Annotated in this window: 15 protein-coding genes; 11 read left to right on the forward strand and 4 right to left on the reverse strand. The window is 58.1% G+C overall.

The window, feature by feature from the left end; genetic code table 11:
- Positions 1 to 30: 30 nt before the first annotated feature.
- From QTH90_RS01770 to QTH90_RS01820, 11 genes are all read left to right on the forward strand, one after another.
- Positions 31 to 891 (forward strand): polysaccharide pyruvyl transferase family protein, encoded by an 861-nt coding sequence (locus tag QTH90_RS01770; RefSeq protein ID WP_286662816.1) that lies wholly within the window; start codon positions 31 to 33, stop codon positions 889 to 891.
- Complete coding sequence (locus QTH90_RS01775; RefSeq protein WP_286662817.1) at positions 888 to 2,138, forward strand: lipopolysaccharide biosynthesis protein; 1,251 nt, start codon at positions 888 to 890, stop codon at positions 2,136 to 2,138. The genes QTH90_RS01770 and QTH90_RS01775 overlap by 4 nt, the downstream gene beginning before the upstream one ends.
- Positions 2,125 to 3,039 carry a hypothetical protein gene (locus QTH90_RS01780; RefSeq protein ID WP_286662818.1) on the forward strand — a complete coding sequence of 305 codons (915 nt, stop codon included), beginning with the start codon at positions 2,125 to 2,127 and terminating at the stop codon, positions 3,037 to 3,039. The genes QTH90_RS01775 and QTH90_RS01780 overlap by 14 nt, the downstream gene beginning before the upstream one ends.
- A 112-nt stretch (positions 3,040 to 3,151) precedes the next feature.
- Positions 3,152 to 4,384 (forward strand): hypothetical protein, encoded by a 1,233-nt coding sequence (locus tag QTH90_RS01785; protein WP_286662819.1) that lies wholly within the window; start codon positions 3,152 to 3,154, stop codon positions 4,382 to 4,384.
- Positions 4,290 to 5,450, forward strand: a complete 1,161-nt coding sequence (locus tag QTH90_RS01790) for a glycosyltransferase family 4 protein (RefSeq protein ID WP_286662820.1) — start codon at positions 4,290 to 4,292, stop codon at positions 5,448 to 5,450. The genes QTH90_RS01785 and QTH90_RS01790 overlap by 95 nt, the downstream gene beginning before the upstream one ends.
- Entirely contained in the window at positions 5,447 to 6,508 is a 1,062-nt protein-coding gene (gene galE, locus QTH90_RS01795; RefSeq protein WP_286662821.1) for a UDP-glucose 4-epimerase GalE, read from the forward strand. The genes QTH90_RS01790 and galE overlap by 4 nt, the downstream gene beginning before the upstream one ends.
- A complete protein-coding gene (locus QTH90_RS01800) occupies positions 6,505 to 7,110 on the forward strand; it encodes a sugar transferase (RefSeq protein ID WP_286662822.1) in 606 nt (201 codons plus the stop codon). The genes galE and QTH90_RS01800 overlap by 4 nt, the downstream gene beginning before the upstream one ends.
- Positions 7,107 to 7,766 carry an acetyltransferase gene (locus QTH90_RS01805; protein ID WP_286662823.1) on the forward strand — a complete coding sequence of 220 codons (660 nt, stop codon included), beginning with the start codon at positions 7,107 to 7,109 and terminating at the stop codon, positions 7,764 to 7,766. Before QTH90_RS01800 ends, QTH90_RS01805 begins: the two co-directional genes overlap by 4 nt.
- A 6-nt stretch (positions 7,767 to 7,772) precedes the next feature.
- Entirely contained in the window at positions 7,773 to 8,957 is a 1,185-nt protein-coding gene (locus QTH90_RS01810) for a DegT/DnrJ/EryC1/StrS family aminotransferase (protein ID WP_286662824.1), read from the forward strand.
- A gap of 284 nt (positions 8,958 to 9,241) precedes the next feature.
- Positions 9,242 to 11,470 (forward strand): VanZ family protein, encoded by a 2,229-nt coding sequence (locus QTH90_RS01815; protein ID WP_286664443.1) that lies wholly within the window; start codon positions 9,242 to 9,244, stop codon positions 11,468 to 11,470.
- 128 nt (positions 11,471 to 11,598) lie between these two features.
- Complete coding sequence (locus QTH90_RS01820) at positions 11,599 to 11,838, forward strand: hypothetical protein (protein ID WP_286662825.1); 240 nt, start codon at positions 11,599 to 11,601, stop codon at positions 11,836 to 11,838.
- 36 nt (positions 11,839 to 11,874) lie between these two features.
- On the opposite strand, the gene QTH90_RS01825 is transcribed toward QTH90_RS01820, so the two are convergent.
- The 4 genes from QTH90_RS01825 to QTH90_RS01840 form a co-directional block, all read right to left on the reverse strand.
- A complete protein-coding gene (locus QTH90_RS01825) occupies positions 11,875 to 13,635 on the reverse strand; it encodes a tannase/feruloyl esterase family alpha/beta hydrolase (protein ID WP_286662826.1) in 1,761 nt (586 codons plus the stop codon).
- Positions 13,636 to 13,803: 168 nt separating this feature from the next.
- Positions 13,804 to 14,049, reverse strand: coding sequence for a hypothetical protein (locus tag QTH90_RS01830; RefSeq protein WP_286662827.1), 246 nt, complete (start codon positions 14,047 to 14,049; stop codon positions 13,804 to 13,806).
- 189 nt (positions 14,050 to 14,238) lie between these two features.
- Entirely contained in the window at positions 14,239 to 14,811 is a 573-nt protein-coding gene (locus QTH90_RS01835) for a hypothetical protein (RefSeq protein ID WP_286662828.1), read from the reverse strand.
- 12 nt (positions 14,812 to 14,823) lie between these two features.
- Complete coding sequence (locus QTH90_RS01840) at positions 14,824 to 16,851, reverse strand: ABC-F family ATP-binding cassette domain-containing protein (RefSeq protein ID WP_286662829.1); 2,028 nt, start codon at positions 16,849 to 16,851, stop codon at positions 14,824 to 14,826.
- Positions 16,852 to 16,874: the final 23 nt, after the last annotated feature.

A 16,874-nucleotide genomic window follows, 5' to 3' on the forward strand; every position in this document is an offset into this window, starting at 1 on the left:
GTGTCGAATTTACCGATTTCTGGGAGCAACATGAATTTAACAGAAGACCTGCTTTCTAGCTTGGCAACCAAGTGCGCTAACAACATCTACTATTACCCCAACGGCGGAAATGCGGGGGATGCCCTGATAAACATGGGGTTCTATAGCTTGGCAAAAAAGACAGGCCTGCGCTATAGATCGATCGGACCAAGCCAGGTTGACGAGCTTCGTGATGGAGACGTTGTAATCGTTGCCGGTGGCGGGACGCTCGTCCCGGAGTGGACGGCTACACCGAATTTCCTTCGAAGAATTTCAGGAAAGAAAATTCAAATCATTATCCTGCCTCAGTCAATTCGTCAGGTTGATGACGTGATGATGGGACTGCCGGCTCAGTCGATAGTAGTCTGCCGAGAAAAATACTCGGCAGATTACTGTTCGTCGCTTAGGTTGGACGTCGATATATCCGTAGACGACGATATGGCATTTCACGTTGACGTTCAGCAAATATTGCGATCACAAGTATCAAAGTCCAACTTTAACTGGAAAAACATGATCCGTGACGGAGCGTTTATCTATCATAAAGTAAGGTCAAATTTCACAAAAAAAATAGACGCTTTCCGCTGTGATGATGAAAAAAATAAGAAACTTTCCGCTCCTCGAAGGCTCGTAAATGATTTATCGATCATGGCAAGTCTTGGTGCTGGGACATACGATGATTCGTTGAGATCTGCCAAAAGATTCTTGCAAATCATCGACTTGTACGATGTTGTAACCACGGATAGATTGCACGTGGGAATTGCAAGCTGCCTGATGGGGAAAAAAGTCATACTGCATAACAACAATTACTACAAGCTGCAGGGGGTTTTCGAAAAAAGCATGGCCGGTAGATACACCGTGAGGATGGCCGAGTGATCGGCCGTTCGCGAATAATTGGAGTCCTTGGGTTAAAAGTACTCGGGGCTGTATTCGCCCTCACACTTTCATTAATAATTTCCCGTCTATACGGGGTGACTGCATTTGGGCTGTTCGCGGTTGCGCTCACTTTGAGTAATATTGGTGCGCTAATCGCCTCATGGGGGTTAAGCACTTCTTACATGATGGATCATTCTGATAATGATAGTCATGGGAAGATGGCTGCCGTGCTATTGGTCAATACGTCATTGTGCCTACTATGTGCTCCGTTGCTGTGGATGTTCGCCACGCATCTGGAGCTTGGTCACCTCAGTTCAATAGTATTTGCCTTTATCCCATTTTCGATCCTCGGAGCAAAGGCAGCGGCTCTCGCTGTGAGAGGAAAGCAGATTTTGAATGCAGCGTTGGATGATTTGGCTAGAAATCTTCTTCCGTTGCTACTGATCTTGGTTTTTTCTCACCTTTTTGATGCCTCTGGCGACGTTCGAAATCTAACGTCGGCGTATCTGATTTCATCGACGTTATTGATCTCGCTGGCATTATTTGCACTCAAGAAAAATGTTCCCGCTAGCGAATTTGGCTTCGTTGATGCTATCGGATATTTACGGCGATGCGGCCTATTTCTGCTTAAAAACGGCAGCACAGTAACGCTGGCACTCGTTCTCATTTTGCTCGCCACCCAGGCGGACAGATTTTTCTTGGCAAAGATGGTAGACGGCAAGCAACTGGGCCTATACGCGGTCGCGCAAGCTGCGGTGAATCTCATCTCTTACGTAAGTCAATCGGTTGTTTTAACGATTACGCCTGATTTGGTCAAAGCTCTTAAATGTGGCCATTCAGGAACTATCGCCTCGATTTCTCGGAGATATTCAATTCTGCTAGTCGCAATTTCCGCGGCGTTGCTGCTTTGCACGAAGATGCTCGGACATGTCTATTTTTCCCTATATGGCATTGAGGAAGAAATGCTGGCCGATGGGATAAATGTGCTTCTCGTGCTATTGCTTGGACAGGGGGTGGGGCACCTCTTTGGGTTTGGTATGACCATTGCAACACACGAATTTGATCGAAAGATCCTGCTGATAACCCAAATTGTTGCGTTGAGTCTATCGGCTGCCCTTTGCCTCGCGCTGATCCCGCAGTTAGGTGTTATGGGCGCAGCGATTTCGACCTCCACCGGAAGCGTCTTGGTGAAAATCGTTTTGTGGATTTGCTATCGCAAAAGAAATATAAACGTTGGAGTTTTCTAAAATGATTAGGGTTGGGATCGTCCATGGCGCACAGGCGTTTTACCCTGAGTTGGCTGCGTATCGGGATTTTTTAACGGCCGATTCGGATTTTGTTGTTAGGGACTATGAATCTCTAAAAGAGGCGGATCCAAATTCTGACGTGATCTTGCTATTCTGTGGCTTGTTTCCATTTTGGAAGGCTTCCCGATCGAAGGTCATTGCCGAATATCATTCGCTCTCAACCGGCCGGCTTCCCGTGCTAAAAAATCTGCTAAAGAGACTGTTAAATATCCGGGGTGATCATTACTTATTTCTCAATGAGAAGGTTCGTGAACACCTTTTCTTTTCTCCGACGGTATCGCACGACGTTCGAGGGATGGGATTTCACAAAGCCCTGGTGGAGAAGAACTTGAACGCGCGCAAAATATTCGATTTTGTGTATTCCGGATCGACAAATCGCGCCGGGGTGCATGATGCAATACTCAAAATTGCATCAATGGGGTGTACGGTCGCTGTGGTCGGAAATTCTGAAAAAGACACCTTGCAATTCAAAGGGCCGTGGTCTCGAAATGTTGAACTATTTGGTCGCGTGGATATTGATCGATCTTACGAAATCATGGCGAGTGCACGATACGGTATTAATTATACGATCGACAAGTATCCTTATTATCTGCAAGACAGCACTAAAGTAATAGAGTACTGCGCGTTGGGGCTGGGAGTCGTCACCAACAGATATGAGTGGGTCGACCATTTTGAAAGAAGAGTCGGCGGAAAATTTCTTTCCTTCGAGGGCTTATCCTCGAAGGCCGCTGTAGATGGTTTTGATTTTCGTGCGGGCGACGTAGACCAATATTCATGGGACAGCGTACTGCGCGCATCCAACATTAAGGAAACCGTGCGGCGCTTGTCGCACCGTCCGTAAACAGAATGTTGAATCCAGTCGCGCTTCGGTGTCTTAGGTTGCACGAAAGATCCAAATGGGATTTTTTAAAATTGCGATGCGCTGTGAGCGCATCGCACAGGTAGCGGCTTAGATGGAGCTCGCATCATCGGCATGGCACGTTTTCGGTGCTGCAATCGTTTTTATCGTTGGTTTGGGACTCGCGGCACGTTTTGCCCGGATTTTCAAGGTTCGCGCGGGTTGGGCGGTCACTATTTATCTATGGCATTCCATATTTTCGATTATATATTCCATGTATGTAATCGAGTTCGGCGGCGATGCGTTGATGTACTTCGATTCGAATCTTGTGGCAAATGCTGAATTTGCGTTTGGAACGTCAGGAATTCAGTATTTTACGTATTTTTTAAGTCAATATTTGGGGCTCTCATTTTTAGGTGCTTGTCTGGTTTTTGGCGTGCTTGGTGCGGTTGGGTTGATTGCGTTTCATGGAAGCATGCAATGCATAGTCGTAGGTAAATCTGTTGCAATGCGTAGGGCAGCGACGGTTGCAATTTTTTTGCCGTCGGTAAGTTTTTGGTCTTCTGGGATAGGAAAAGATTCTGTTGCATTTTTGGCGGCAAATCTTGCCTTGTGGGCGGCCCTGGATTTGAACCGTCGTACGAGAGCGATGGTGATTGCTGGCCTGTTTATGCTATTTGTTCGCCCGCATGTGGCGGGGATTATGATAATTTCTTTGGCTGCTTCCATAATATCTAGCCGAACGGCCTCATTAAAGCGTCGGATTTTTGTCGGAACTTCTATATTCACTGTGGCGGCATTTTTGATCCCATTTGCATTGAAGTATTCTGGTGTGGCAGAAGCGGCAAGTTTTCTCGAATTTGTTGAGGAGAGGCAGTCTTATAACTTGGAAGGAGGCAGCAGCATAGACATATCCGAAATGATGCTGCCCGTGCAGTTGTTTACTTATCTGTTTAGGCCATTACCGTTTGAGGCCAATGGATTGGCCTCAATGCTAGTGTCGTTCGAAAATGTAGCGTTGCTGCTGCTTTCCATTTTGGGCGCATGGAAATTGATGACGTCTCGCGGGAGGACTTTAGAAGAAGGCCGAGTATTTCTTTGGACGTATTGTATTTTTTCGTGGTTTATGCTGGCGACCACCACCGCGAATTTGGGGATCGCCGTTCGACAAAAATGGATGTTTACTCCGGTTCTTGTGCTTCTATTGTTTTCTGTTATTGGAAAGAGGGCCCTGAAGGGCAGGGAGGTGGTTGATGTCGCGAATTTTAATATGCACCACAGTGCCCGAAACGATAGAAACTATTCTAAAAAATCAGCCCCGCTATCTCGCTCGCTACTTCGAGATTGATCTGGCCACAAGTCCCGGCGATGCCGTTGCACGTATTTCGACTGGAGAGGGAGTCGATGTGCACGAGGTGCCGATGAAGCGCGGAATTGATCCGTTTAGAGATTTAAGATCCCTGTATAGCATGATTAGAGTGCTTTTGCGGACGAGGCCGCAAGTCGTTCATTCCTATACGCCGAAAGCGGGATTAATTGCTATGGTTGCCTCGTGGATATGCCGTGTGCCCGTGCGGGTACATACATTCACGGGCCTTATTTTTCCCACGGCACGTGGTTTGATGCGATGGCTGTTGATTTTTATCGATCGTTTGATCTGCGCGTGCGCGACCCACGTCGTGCCTGAAGGGCAGGGAGTTCGTAGCGATTTGAGCCGCTTTCGTATCACTCGTAAGCCACTTGCCGTCATCGGTTACGGAAATATTGCTGGAGTCAATACCGCGCACTTTGATCCAATGGAATTGGGCGTGGAGCAGTCTGCGAAGGTCCTAAGAGGGAATTTGGGTATTGGAGGAGCAGATTTCGTATTTTGTTTCGTCGGGCGCCTGAACAAGGATAAGGGGCTGTTTGAATTGATCCATTCATTTAAGGCACTGCCATCTAAGGCGCGCTTACTGCTGGTAGGTAGTGTCGATCAGTCGGCGCCTATCGCTGATGATCTAGTGGACATCATAAATTCTCACGGCCGCATTCACTCATTAGGATTCTTAGAGGACATCCGCGCGGCATTACGGGCATCGGACACGTTGGTATTGCCTAGTTATCGTGAGGGGTTTCCCAACGTTATTTTGCAGGCGGGAGCAATGGAGCTTCCGGTTATTGCAACCAACATCAACGGATGCAATGAGGTAGTTGAACCGGGGCTAAATGGATGGTTGGTGCCGTCACGCGACGTGGCCGGATTGCGTACCGCCATGGGTGAGGCGATGCAAATGAGCGGTGTAATGCTTCGGGGTATGGGGCGGCAAGCTAGAGAGCGTATCCGGCAACGATTTGAGCAACGGGAGCACTGGGAGCGTATGGTCCAGTTTTACAAGGAAATTTCAATTACTCACGGGGGAATTATTCGATGAATTCATGCGTTCTCGTTACTGGCGGGGCTGGCTACATTGGTTCGCATGCCACGCTTGCCTTGCTGCAGGCCGGACATGACGTTGTCGTGATCGATAATCTGTGTAATAGCTCTCAGGAGTCCCTCGCGCGAGTATCTAAAATTGCAGGCCGCACGCCAAAATTTTTAGAAGGCGATATTCGAGAATCTGATTTTTTGCGCCATGTGTTTTCGACGCATCGCATCGAGGCTGTTGTTCATTTTGCAGGGCTCAAGGCAGTCAACGACAGTTTGCGGCAGCCGTTGCTGTATTACCATAACAATGTAAATGGTACGTTGCAACTGTGCGAAGCGATGAGCGAAGCGGCAGTTTTTCGTTTGGTGTTTAGCTCATCTGCCACGGTGTATGGCGAGGGTGCTCAGGTGCCTATTAGAGAAGCCAGTCCTACAGGCGTGCCGACCAATCCCTACGGCCGTTCTAAACTCATGGTTGAGGAGTTGTTGCGTGATCTAGCCCAGTCGGACGCGCGTTGGAGGATTGCGATCTTGCGGTATTTCAATCCGGTGGGTGCCCATCCGAGTGGATTGATTGGTGAGGACCCTAACGGGATTCCGAATAATTTGCTGCCCTACATTAGTCAAGTGGCGATAGGCAAACTCAAGCAATTGCAAATATTCGGCGACGACTATCCCACGCCCGATGGTACCGGTGTACGCGATTACATTCATGTGCAGGATTTGGTTAACGGGCACCTCAAGGCACTCGCGGTCATCGATAGAAAGCCTGGTCTGAATGTATGGAACTTGGGCACCGGAAGGGGCTACAGCGTGCTTCAGATGATTCGTGCTTTCGAAGAGGCCAGCGGAAGATCGGTGTCGTGGCAAATTGCCCCGCGCCGAGGCGGCGACATTGCCGAATGCTGGGCTGATCCGGCAAAGGCCTCGGCCGAGTTGGGCTGGGAGGCCCAACTCGGCTTGTCCGAGATGATGGCCGACGCGTGGCGTTGGCAATCCAAAAATCCGCGTGGCTATAGCAGCGTTTCGCACGGTCAACATCTCGCAAACGATGCCGATTCATGAAGCGCGTATTTGACATACTTCTATCCCTCATCGCCTTGATTCTTTTCGGCTTTCCACTTTTGTTCCTTATGTGGCAGGTGCGTCGAAAGCTCGGTAGCCCGATCTTCTTTCGCCAGGTACGTCCAGGACTGAGCGGTCGGCCGTTTCGGATGAACAAGTTTCGCACCATGACCGACGCACGTGGACTCGATGGTCAGATGTTGCCGGATGCCGCCCGCCTTACGCCCTTTGGTCGCTTTATGCGCGCGACTAGCTTGGACGAGCTGCCTGAGTTGTGGAACGTGCTCAAGGGTGACATGAGCCTAGTCGGACCGCGTCCGTTGCTGATGGAATACTTGCCGCTGTATTCCGCCGAACAGACGCGTCGCCACGATGTGCGCCCGGGTATCACAGGCTGGGCACAAGTCAATGGTCGCAATGCGCTGAGCTGGGAAGACAAATTCAGGCTCGATGTGTGGTACGTGGACCATCGCTCGCTCTGGCTCGACATTCGCATCTTGTTGCTCACGATTCGCAAAGTGCTCGCGCGCGACGGCATCAGCGCCGCGGGCGAGGCAACCATGCCGCGTTTCACCGGTTCACAGGCGGAGCCAGAGCGATGACCGTTCCGCTCTTCGCCGTCTACGGCGTCAGCGGCTGTGGCCGTAGCGTAATGCCCGTGGCGCGCAAGCAGTTGCAGCGCCAAGGCATCGCGCCGAACCAACTGGTGTTTGTGGACGACCAGCCCGAGGCGCAGGTCGTGAACGGTCAGCGCGTGGTGCCCTATGCGGAGTTCCTGCAAGCTGAAGCCAGTTCGCGTCACGTGGTGCTTGCTATCGCCAACAGCACCGTGCGGGCAATGCTGGCCGCGCGTTGCGCCGCCGATGGCGTGCAGCCCTGGACCATCGCTGCCACGAATGTGGTGGTCATGGACGAGGTCACGCTGGGCGAGGGCGCGATCCTGAGTCCTTTCGTCACCCTCACGTCCAACATTCGCATCGGTCGGCACTTCCACGCCAACCTCTACAGCCATGTCGAGCATGACTGCGTGATCGGCGACTTCGTCACATTCGCGCCGGGTGTCAGGTGCAACGGCAATGTGGTCGTGGAGGACCACGCATACATCGGCAGCGGCGCTGTCATCAAGCAAGGCAAGCCCGGTCAACCTCTGGTCATCGGCCGGGGTGCCGTGGTCGGCATGGGCGCAGTGGTCACGCGCGATGTGCCACCCGGCGTCACTGTGGTCGGCAACCCCGCAAAGCCATTTTTCAAAGGTTGATTTGTCATGTTGAATACGTCTTTCTCCCCCTGGCCTAGCTTTTCCGCCGAAGAAGCTGCCGCAGTCCAGCAAACCCTCCTTTCCAACCGAGTTAACTACTGGACCGGACAGGAAACCAGAGCCTTCGAAAAGGAGTTCGCCCCCTGGGCCGACGCCGAATTCGCCGTGGCGCTCGCGAATGGAACGCTGGCGCTCGATGTCGCACTCAAGGCCTTGGAGATCGGCCCGGGTGATGAAGTCGTGGTAACGCCGCGCACTTTCATCGCCAGCATTTCGTGTGTGATCAACGCTGGCGCGACCCCGGTGTTTGCCGATGTGGAAGAGGACAGCGGCAACCTGTCGGCCGCCACGATCGCCCGCGTCCTCACGCCTCGGACCAAGGCCGTCATCTGTGTTCACCTCGCCGGCTGGCCTTGCGAATTGGACGGCATCATGTCGCTCGCCGGCACCCATGGCTTCAAGGTGATCGAGGACTGCGCCCAAGCCCACGGCGCACGCTACAAGGGCCGCAGCGTCGGGTCGATCGGCCATGTGGGCGCATGGAGCTTCTGTCAGGACAAGATCATGACCACAGGGGGCGAGGGCGGCATGGTCACGACCAACGACCGCACGCTCTGGTCGGCCATGTGGTCGTTCAAGGACCATGGCAAGAGTTGGGAAGCGGTGCACGAGCGCGAGCACGCGCCGGGCTTCCGTTGGGTGCACGACAGCTTCGGCACCAACTGGCGCATGCTGGAGATGCAGGCGGTCATCGGCCGCATCCAGCTGCAGCGCATGGCGGCCTGGCGTGCTGCACGCGCGAAGAACGCTGAAGCGATCCTGGCGGTCTGCCGTGGGCATGGCGCGCTACGCGTGCCAGCCTTTCCCGACGACGACGGGCAGACGCTTCATGCTCACTACAAGTGCTACGCGTACGTCCGGCCGGAGCGATTGGCTCCAGGTTGGAGTCGTGACCGTATCGTCCATGAGATCAGCGCGCGCGGCGTCCCGTGCTACCAAGGGTCGTGCTCGGAGGTCTACCAGGAAAAGGCCTTCGACTCGACGCCCTGGCGCCCCAAAGCGCGGCTCACCGTCGCTCGGCAACTCGGAGACACGAGCATCATGTTCCTCGTTCATCCCACGCTCACGCGCGCGGAGGTCGAGAAGACCTGCAACACCATCGCGCAAGTGCTGGACATGGCAAGCGCTTGATGGGCCTGTTGTCGCAGCAATAAGAATTTTCAACAGCGAGTCGGGGCGTATCGCTCATCGTTGCGGGACGGTGCCTCTAGTGCGCATGAGCACCTTCATCCTATTCTCGAATCCATGCGTTCCACAACAAAAAGGACGGCCGCAGGGAGGCCGTGCGACTCGACGCTATCGGTCGAAATCATCCCTGCAATAGCCGCTGGCAGCAGATGATCGCCCGACGCGCCCGGCAGCGATTCGTTCGTGCCGGCTTCTGGATCTGCGGCGTGGCTGTGCTGATACTTGCGATGACTCCGGTCTCGCCGTTGCAGTTGCCTTCCCCCCAAGGGGACAAGATCAACCACATGCTGGCCTTCGCAACGCTCGCGTTGGTGGGCCTGGCTGCATACCCTGGCCGCGCCCCTGCGGTGCTTGCCGGTCTCCTGGCCTATGGGGTATTGATCGAGGTGCTGCAGGCGTTCACATCCTTTCGCATGGCCGAGTGGGGTGATCTCGGTGCCGACGCCGCCGGAGTGGGAATCGGTGGCCTTGTCGGCTGGATCTTCGGCTGGCGCTCACTCGAACGGCTTTCTGCACCGATGCTGGCGCTACCGCGCTTCGCCAAGCGCCTGCTCGCCTTGGTGGTCGACGTTTGCCTTTGCGTGCTCACCGTCTGGCTCGCGCTGTCGCTGAGCATGGGGGCCTGGACGATGCCGTCCGACACCGCCTGGTGGGCGGTCGTCGGCTCGGTGGTCATCGCCTTGCCGCTTTTCGTGGTGTTCGGCCTCTACCGCACCGTCTATCGCTACGGCGGTGGCAGCGCGCTTGTCGCCGTGTGGCACGCCTCGGTCCTCTACGCTCTGTTGTTTGGCGTGGTGTTCACTCTGATCGGGACCAACGGAGTGCCGCGCACGCTGGGTGTGATCCAGCCCTTGTTGCTGATGGTGGCGGTTGGGGCTTTGCGCGCTTTCGTCGGCTATTGGCTCGGCGGCAGCTACCGCAAGCTGATGTCCATGAACGGGTTGCCGAACGTGCTGATCTACGGAGCGGGTTCGGCCGGACAGCAGCTGTCGCAGGCGGTCTCGCGCAATGCCGACATGCGGGTCGTCGGCTTCCTGGACGACGATTCCCGCTTGCATGGCGGTGTGGTTGGCGGCCTGCCGGTCTTCAGTCCGAGCGAACTGGCGGATCGGATCCGTGCGTTTGAAGTCGGCACCGTTCTTCTCGCGCTGCCGACTGCGTCCCGCAAGCGGCGCAATGAGATCCTGGATCGCCTGCTGCGGCTACGCGTCGCGGTGCGCACGCTGCCCAGCCTGACCGATCTGGCTCAAGGCCGGGTTCAAACCGGTGACCTGCGCGAACTCGACATCGAAGACCTACTGGGCCGCGACGCGGTGCCTCCCAACGACCTCCTGCTGAGCAAGAACGTGCTCGGCAAGGTGGTGCTGGTCACCGGAGCAGGCGGCTCGATCGGCAGCGAGCTGTGCAGGCAGATTGTGCGCACACGGCCCGGGACGCTGTTGCTGGTGGAGAGCAACGAGTTCGCGCTGTATTCCATTCATGCTGAACTGCTGACTCAGCTTGCGAACCATGCCGGACCGGCCGTGCGGGTGGTGCCGCTGCTCGCCTCCGTGCGCGACGAAAAGCGGATGCGCGAAATCATGCGGGCGTGGCGCCCGGCGACGCTCTACCATGCCGCCGCCTACAAGCACGTGCCGCTGGTCGAGCACAACGCGGCCGAAGGCGTGAAGAACAACGTGATTGGTACCTGGGTCACCGCGCGTGTGGCAGCAGAGCAGGGTGTGGGCGACTTCGTGCTAGTCAGCACGGACAAGGCAGTGCGTCCGACGAACATCATGGGCGCGAGCAAGCGGATGGCCGAGATGGTTCTGCAGGCGCTGGCCCGCGAGGTCGAGAACAAACCCGACACGACCCGATTCAGCATGGTCCGGTTCGGCAACGTGTTGGGCTCGTCGGGTTCGGTGGTGCCACTGTTCCGCCAGCAGATCAAGCGCGGAGGGCCGATCACGTTGACCCACCTGGAAATCACACGCTACTTCATGACGATTCCCGAGGCGGCTCAATTGGTGCTTCAGGCAGGTGCCATGGGCAGCGGCGGCGATGTGTTCGTGCTGGACATGGGCGCGCCAGTGAAGATCAGCGACCTCGCTCGTCGAATGGTCGAGCTATCCGGCATGACCGTGCGCGATGCCGCGAATCCCGAAGGCGACATTGCAATCGAAGTCACGGGCCTGCGGCCGGCGGAGAAGCTCTATGAAGAACTGTTGATTGGCGACAACCCCTTGCCGACGAAGCATCCTCGCATCATGAAGGCGCACGAGGACTTTCTGGACTGGCCTGACCTGAGCGTGATCCTGAAGGCGTTGACCACGGCCGTGGACGCGAACGACCTGCAATCCATCCGCGAGTTGTTGCAGCAGGCGGTGCGCGGCTATCACCCGACGAGCGACCTGGTTGACTGGGTTCACATGGAGCGTACGGCCGAGCGTTCGCCGGAGGTCATGGCCGCCGCCTGACATCTGCTTCCCTTTGCGTGGGATGATCCAGCGAATTTCCTTACGGGGAGTGAAGGATGGTCATATTCGCTGATCACTGCCAGAGGCTCGAGGTCATCGTCGACTCCAACAGGGATGGTCGAGTCTCCGTGAGCGATCTCTTGGAGTGGCTGCAGTTTCTCTACTACCTGCCCGCACGATTCGCAACCTTGGCGATCGACAGAAGCTCCACCCTCTCGAAGTTCCTGGACTTGAACTGCGACACCGGCATGCACTGGGGTGGCGCGATCTTTTCGGGCGTGGTCTGGCTGGTGATCTTCGGATTGATCTCGCTGGCTTGGGGCGACAGCTCCGCCAGGAAGCGCGGCGGCGACGCGGGGAGGCCGTGACGCACGGCCCCCGCTTCAGCGTCGCGACGGGTCGCCTTACTTGCAGCTGAAGCTTGCCGCGTCTTCGGGATTGCTGCCGGTATAGGTCGCCACCTTGGGGTAGGGGCACAGGGGGCGCGTGCGGCTGGCAGACCAGGTGGCGGGAATTTCGGCGTTGACCACATTGGCGCCTGCGCCTCGGGCCGTTGCCTTCACGGAATCCGGAGACTTGCCTTGCTCGACCCATGCGACGAGCGGCGAGAGCATGTCGAACTGATCCGTTGCCGGGCCACCAGCGCAATGGTTCATGCCGGGTACGGGGAAGTAGCGCGCAAAGCTGGAGGCATCGCCACCGTTGTTCGCGCGCAGGCCTTCATACCAGTTGGTCGTGTCATCCGAGGAGAACACCGGGTCGCTGGTGCCGTGGTAGACCAGCAGCTTGCTGCCGCGGTCGCGCAGTGTCTTCATCTGCGTCGGGTTCGGGGGCGTCATGAACGACATGGAAGACTCCGCGTAGATGCCGCTGGCCGCATAGATGCTCGGTGCGTCGCTGTCCATGCTGAAAGCCAGCGCGAAGTCGATGCCGGAAGGCCGGCTCGGGCCTAGGGGCAGCGTGCTGAACACGAAACCGACCGCACCCGTGTCCAGTACCTGCGAGTTGGCAAATTTCCATTGGCGCCAGTTGGCCCCGTTGATGCCTGCATCAAAGGGGAAAGAGCTGTAGATGGCGGTGCTCGCGCTGTTCCGGGCGCCGGTGAAGACATTAGACAGTGCAGTCTTCTGTGCGCTGGTCAGGCAGGTTCCGTCGCGCGCTCCGGAGCAGGAGGGGACATCCGTGGCCAGGTTGAATACCGTCTTGCATTTCGGGACGTCAGAGACGATGCCGTCGGTCAAGCCATCGAGCGCATCGCAGCGCGCCGCGACAGCCTGGGCCACCGTGTTCAGCTCGGCCTGGGTGAATGCGGTTTGCAGATCAGGCTTGTTCTGGCCGGTCAGGCCCGTCGTGACAGTGGCGTATTGCTGCACACCGTAGAGTTGCGCCACTGCCGCCTTCGGGAGGTTGAAACCCGGGTCGCCGGCAAGGAAGCCGTCATACAGGTCCGCGTAGCGCGAGGCCGCCACCATGGCGTGCCGGCCGCCGTTGGAGCACCCGCCGAGGTAGGAACGATCGGGGCCGCGGCCATACGCCTTGGTGATCAGGTTCTTGGCCATCGGCGTGAGTTGCGCCACGGCGTTGTAACCGTAGTCGACCCGGGCTTGCGGGTCGAGTCCGAAGCTGGGCGTCGGCGACGAGTGACCGGCATCCGAGCTGATCACCGCGAAACCCATGTGCAGCGCAGTCGAGAGAGGCCCGCCACCGCCGACACCGCCCGTCGCCGTCACCACGCTGCCGTCGAGTCCGCCGTTGGCCTGGTAGAAGAAGCGGCCGTTCCATTCGACCGGCAAGCGCATCTCGAAGCCGATCGCGTAGGTCTGTCCGTCGACGGTGCTGGTGCGTTCGTTCATCTTGCCTTTGACAAGGCAATGTGCAGGCACCGGGGTGCTGATGCCGGCGACGGTCAGGCCGCCGGCTGCCACGGACGTCACGGAGGTATAGACGGTGCCGGCGAGGGCGGCCTTGGATGCGAGATCGTCGCAGGACAGGAGCTTGCCGGGCTGTGCCTGCGTCGGGGTCCCTGGGCCTGCGACGGGCGGAGTTGCTCCGGTGGTGGGCGGCAGGACGTAGTTGCTGCTGCCCCCGCCGCACGCTGCGAGGACCGCCGCCGTACTGATCAGCAGCATGGTCGGCCGAAGGGCCGCCAACTTGATTTGCACCATGGTTGTCTCCTGGTGAATTGGCCTGTCACGGGGCCAATACTGTTATTGAAGATAACCAATATAGTTTTTTATAGTAATCAGAATGGTTAGTGCAAACCCGGGCCATGGGGCCGGAGTTCAGGGGCGAGCGGGCAAGAAAAAAGGCCGCTGATGCGGCCTTTTTTTTGTCTATGCGCTTCGGGCCTGGCCCGAATGTTCGTCTTCGTCGAGTAGCGGATGGGGGGAGGCCGCAATGGCGGAAACGACGCCAACGGCACTTGCGCGAACCAATTCCTGACGCAACGCCGCCTCCAGCAACCGGCGCGCGGTGTCCGGTCGGTCGTGGTCGTACTCTTCGTCCAACTCGCAGTGCAGGTAATAGTCCACCCGCGCCATCAGGCGCTCTACCGACGCTGCAAGGTCTGTCTCATTCATCTTCCGCTCCTCCGGATTCTGTCGTGCGGAATGGACCTTAGCTTGATCCGTACCTTCATCTCTAGGGGCTCACCCAGCCTCGCTGGATTACGTGAGTTTGTGCATTATCCATCGGCTGGTCGATGGACATTCTTCTCGTGTCGTGGTAGTCCAACAGCGCATCATGGGTATGTTGGATGGGCGAGTCCTTCAACGCAGCCTGAGACGATTCCACACGCCGCCGATGCGCGACGGCCGCCGGGCAGCCAACTCCACGCGAGGTTCACTGCCCGATGCCGGCGGGAGCAGGTGCCGCAGGGTCCGCGCCACCTGCACGCAATCCTTGATATGCAGTTCACCCAGCGCACGCATGGCCGCGTAGCTCAGCGTGGCGGAGACGGCTTGGCCGACGATCGGCACGTACTTGGTGGCCTGCTTGGCCGTCATCTTCACCCCGGCGTGGCGCGCCAGAGTGACCAGCAATTCGCGTGTGACCAGCCGGCCCACCAGAAGCGCACCCACGGTGGCGGCTGCCTTCCGTATACGCTCCCGCTCCGACGGCGCAAGCCTGTCAACTTGTGTAACAGATAGTCCGAACTCGGCGCTGATCTGCGGAATCACCCGCGCCAGCAATGCCGCGTCGGCAGCCCAGTCGATGCCCGGGATGGGCACGGCACCCACCGCCGCAGCCATCAGCGCCTTCCGGCCGAGCAGCCGCCGGCTGCGTCGAATGGCCGCGATGAGTTCCGGATCTCCTTGAGCGAGTTCGAGGGCGGAGGGCATGCCGCTGAATTATCAAGCGGCGAGCGATTCGAGCTTGTCGGACAAGGCCAACCAGCGCTCTTCGAGTTGGGCGATTTCGTCGTTCAGCGTCTTCAGGCGCTTGCCTGCGTCGGCGATGTCCGCAGCGGCCAGCGGTTGCGCCAGCCGTTCTTCGAGCGACGCCTTCTCGCTCGCCGCTGTAGCCAGGCGCTGATCGATCTGCGCGAGTTCCCGCTTGATCGGCTTGGCCTGTTCGCTGCGCTGCTGGCGGTCCTGGGCATCCTGCTTGCGCTGGTTCCTGCCTGATGGGGCGGGCTCCGGTGTGCGGGGCGCGGGGGCGCTGGCAACCGGTGGTGGTGGCGCCGCTACCTCCGCTGCCGCAGTGGCCGCATCGCGCGTGGCGATCTTGGCTTCCTCGCGCAAGCGCTTTGCCTCGTCGAGCAGGTAGCGCTGGTAGTCGTCCAGGTCGCCGTCGAAATCGCCGACCACGCCGCGGCCGACCAGCCAGAACTCGTCGCACACGGAGCGCAGCAGCGCGCGGTCGTGGCTCACCAGCATCAGCGTGCCTTCAAACTCGTTGAGCGCCACCGCGAGTGCCTCGCGCGTGGCCAGGTCGAGGTGGTTGGTGGGTTCGTCGAGCAGCAGCAGGTTGGGGCGCTGCCAGACCATCAAGGCCAGCACCAGGCGCGCTTTCTCGCCGCCACTCATGGTGCCGACAGGCTGCTTCACCATGTCGCCGCTGAAGTTGAAGCTGCCCAGGTAGCCGCGCAGATCCTGCTCGCCCGTGCGCTCCTTGACGGCGGAGCCCAGCTCGCGCGCCATGCGGACCATGTGTTCGAGCGGGGTGTCCTGCGGACGCAGCACGTCGAGTTCCTGCTGTGCGAAGTAGCCGATGTTCAGGCCCTTGCCTTCGGTGACGGTCCCGGCCAGTGCACCCATTTCGCGCGCAATCGTCTTGACGAGCGTCGACTTGCCTTGGCCGTTGGCGCCCAGAATGCCAATGCGCTGGCCGGCCAGCACCGACCGGTTGACACCGCGCAGGATGGTCTTGGGCGGCTCGTCTTCCATGCGATAGCCGAAGCTTGCATCGCTGATCGACAGCATCGGGTTCGGGATGTTGCCGGGCTCCTTGAACTCGAAGCTGAAGTCGGCCTCGGCCAGGAGGGGCGCAACCTTCTCCATGCGTTCCAGCGCCTTGACCCGGCTCTGCGCCTGCTTGGCCTTGCTGGCCTTGGCCTTGAACCGGTCGATGAATTTCTGCAGGTGGGCGATCTTGTCCTGCTGCTTGGCGAAAGCCGCCTGCTGCAATTCCATCTGCTGGGCGCGCAGCGTCTCGAAGGCGCTGTAGTTGCCGCCGTAGCGCGTGAGCTTGGCGTGATCGATGTGCAAGGTCACGTCGGTCACGGCGTCAAGGAACTCGCGGTCATGGCTGATCACGATCATCGTGCCCGCGTACTTCTGCAGCCAGGATTCGAGCCAGACGAGCGCGTCCAGATCCAGATGGTTGGTCGGTTCGTCGAGCAGCAGCAGGTCGCTCGGGCACATCAGCGCACGGGCGAGTTGCAGCCGCATGCGCCAGCCGCCGGAGAAGCTGTTGACGGGCTGGTCGAGCTCGTGGGCCTTGAAGCCCAGGCCCAGGATCAGCGACTGGGCGCGCGGCACGGCATCGTGCTCGCCGGCATCGGCCAGGTCGGTATAGGCATGCGCGAGCGCCATGCCCATGTCGTGGTCGTCAGGGTCGGCCTCGTGGCCGGCTTCGGCGAGGGCAAGCGCCTCGCGCAGTTCGACGAGGCGCGTGTCGCCGCCGACCACGAATTCGGTCGCGGGCTCGTCGGTCTCGGGCATGTTCTGCGCGACTTGCGCCATGCGCCATTGCTTCGGCAGCGAGAAGTCGCCGCCGTCTTCGTGCAGTGTTCCGTTGAAAAGCGCGAACAGCGTGGACTTGCCCGCGCCGTTGCGTCCCACCAGCCCGACCTTCTCGCCGGGATTGATGGTGACGCTGGCGCCGTCGAGCAGCACTTTGGCGCTGCGGCGCAGGATGACGTTCTTGAGAGTGATCATTTCATTGCCCGCGCGTTGGCAGG

The sequence above is a fragment of the Variovorax flavidus genome, from assembly GCF_030317145.1.
GTDB lineage: Bacteria > Pseudomonadota > Gammaproteobacteria > Burkholderiales > Burkholderiaceae_C > Variovorax > Variovorax flavidus.

Coding starts and splice junctions, on each gene's coding strand:
- QTH90_RS01790 (WP_286662820.1), top strand. CDS start 4,290: ATGTCGCGAATTTTAATATGCACCACAGTGCCCGAAACGATAGAAACT.
- QTH90_RS01800 (WP_286662822.1), top strand. CDS start 6,505: ATGAAGCGCGTATTTGACATACTTCTATCCCTCATCGCCTTGATTCTT.
- QTH90_RS01770 (WP_286662816.1), top strand. CDS start 31: ATGAATTTAACAGAAGACCTGCTTTCTAGCTTGGCAACCAAGTGCGCT.
- QTH90_RS01825 (WP_286662826.1), bottom strand. CDS start 13,635: ATGGTGCAAATCAAGTTGGCGGCCCTTCGGCCGACCATGCTGCTGATC.
- QTH90_RS01835 (WP_286662828.1), bottom strand. CDS start 14,811: ATGCCCTCCGCCCTCGAACTCGCTCAAGGAGATCCGGAACTCATCGCG.
- QTH90_RS01840 (WP_286662829.1), bottom strand. CDS start 16,851: ATGATCACTCTCAAGAACGTCATCCTGCGCCGCAGCGCCAAAGTGCTG.
- QTH90_RS01815 (WP_286664443.1), top strand. CDS start 9,242: ATGACTCCGGTCTCGCCGTTGCAGTTGCCTTCCCCCCAAGGGGACAAG.
- QTH90_RS01805 (WP_286662823.1), top strand. CDS start 7,107: ATGACCGTTCCGCTCTTCGCCGTCTACGGCGTCAGCGGCTGTGGCCGT.
- QTH90_RS01785 (WP_286662819.1), top strand. CDS start 3,152: ATGGAGCTCGCATCATCGGCATGGCACGTTTTCGGTGCTGCAATCGTT.
- galE (WP_286662821.1), top strand. CDS start 5,447: ATGAATTCATGCGTTCTCGTTACTGGCGGGGCTGGCTACATTGGTTCG.
- QTH90_RS01830 (WP_286662827.1), bottom strand. CDS start 14,049: ATGAATGAGACAGACCTTGCAGCGTCGGTAGAGCGCCTGATGGCGCGG.
- QTH90_RS01810 (WP_286662824.1), top strand. CDS start 7,773: ATGTTGAATACGTCTTTCTCCCCCTGGCCTAGCTTTTCCGCCGAAGAA.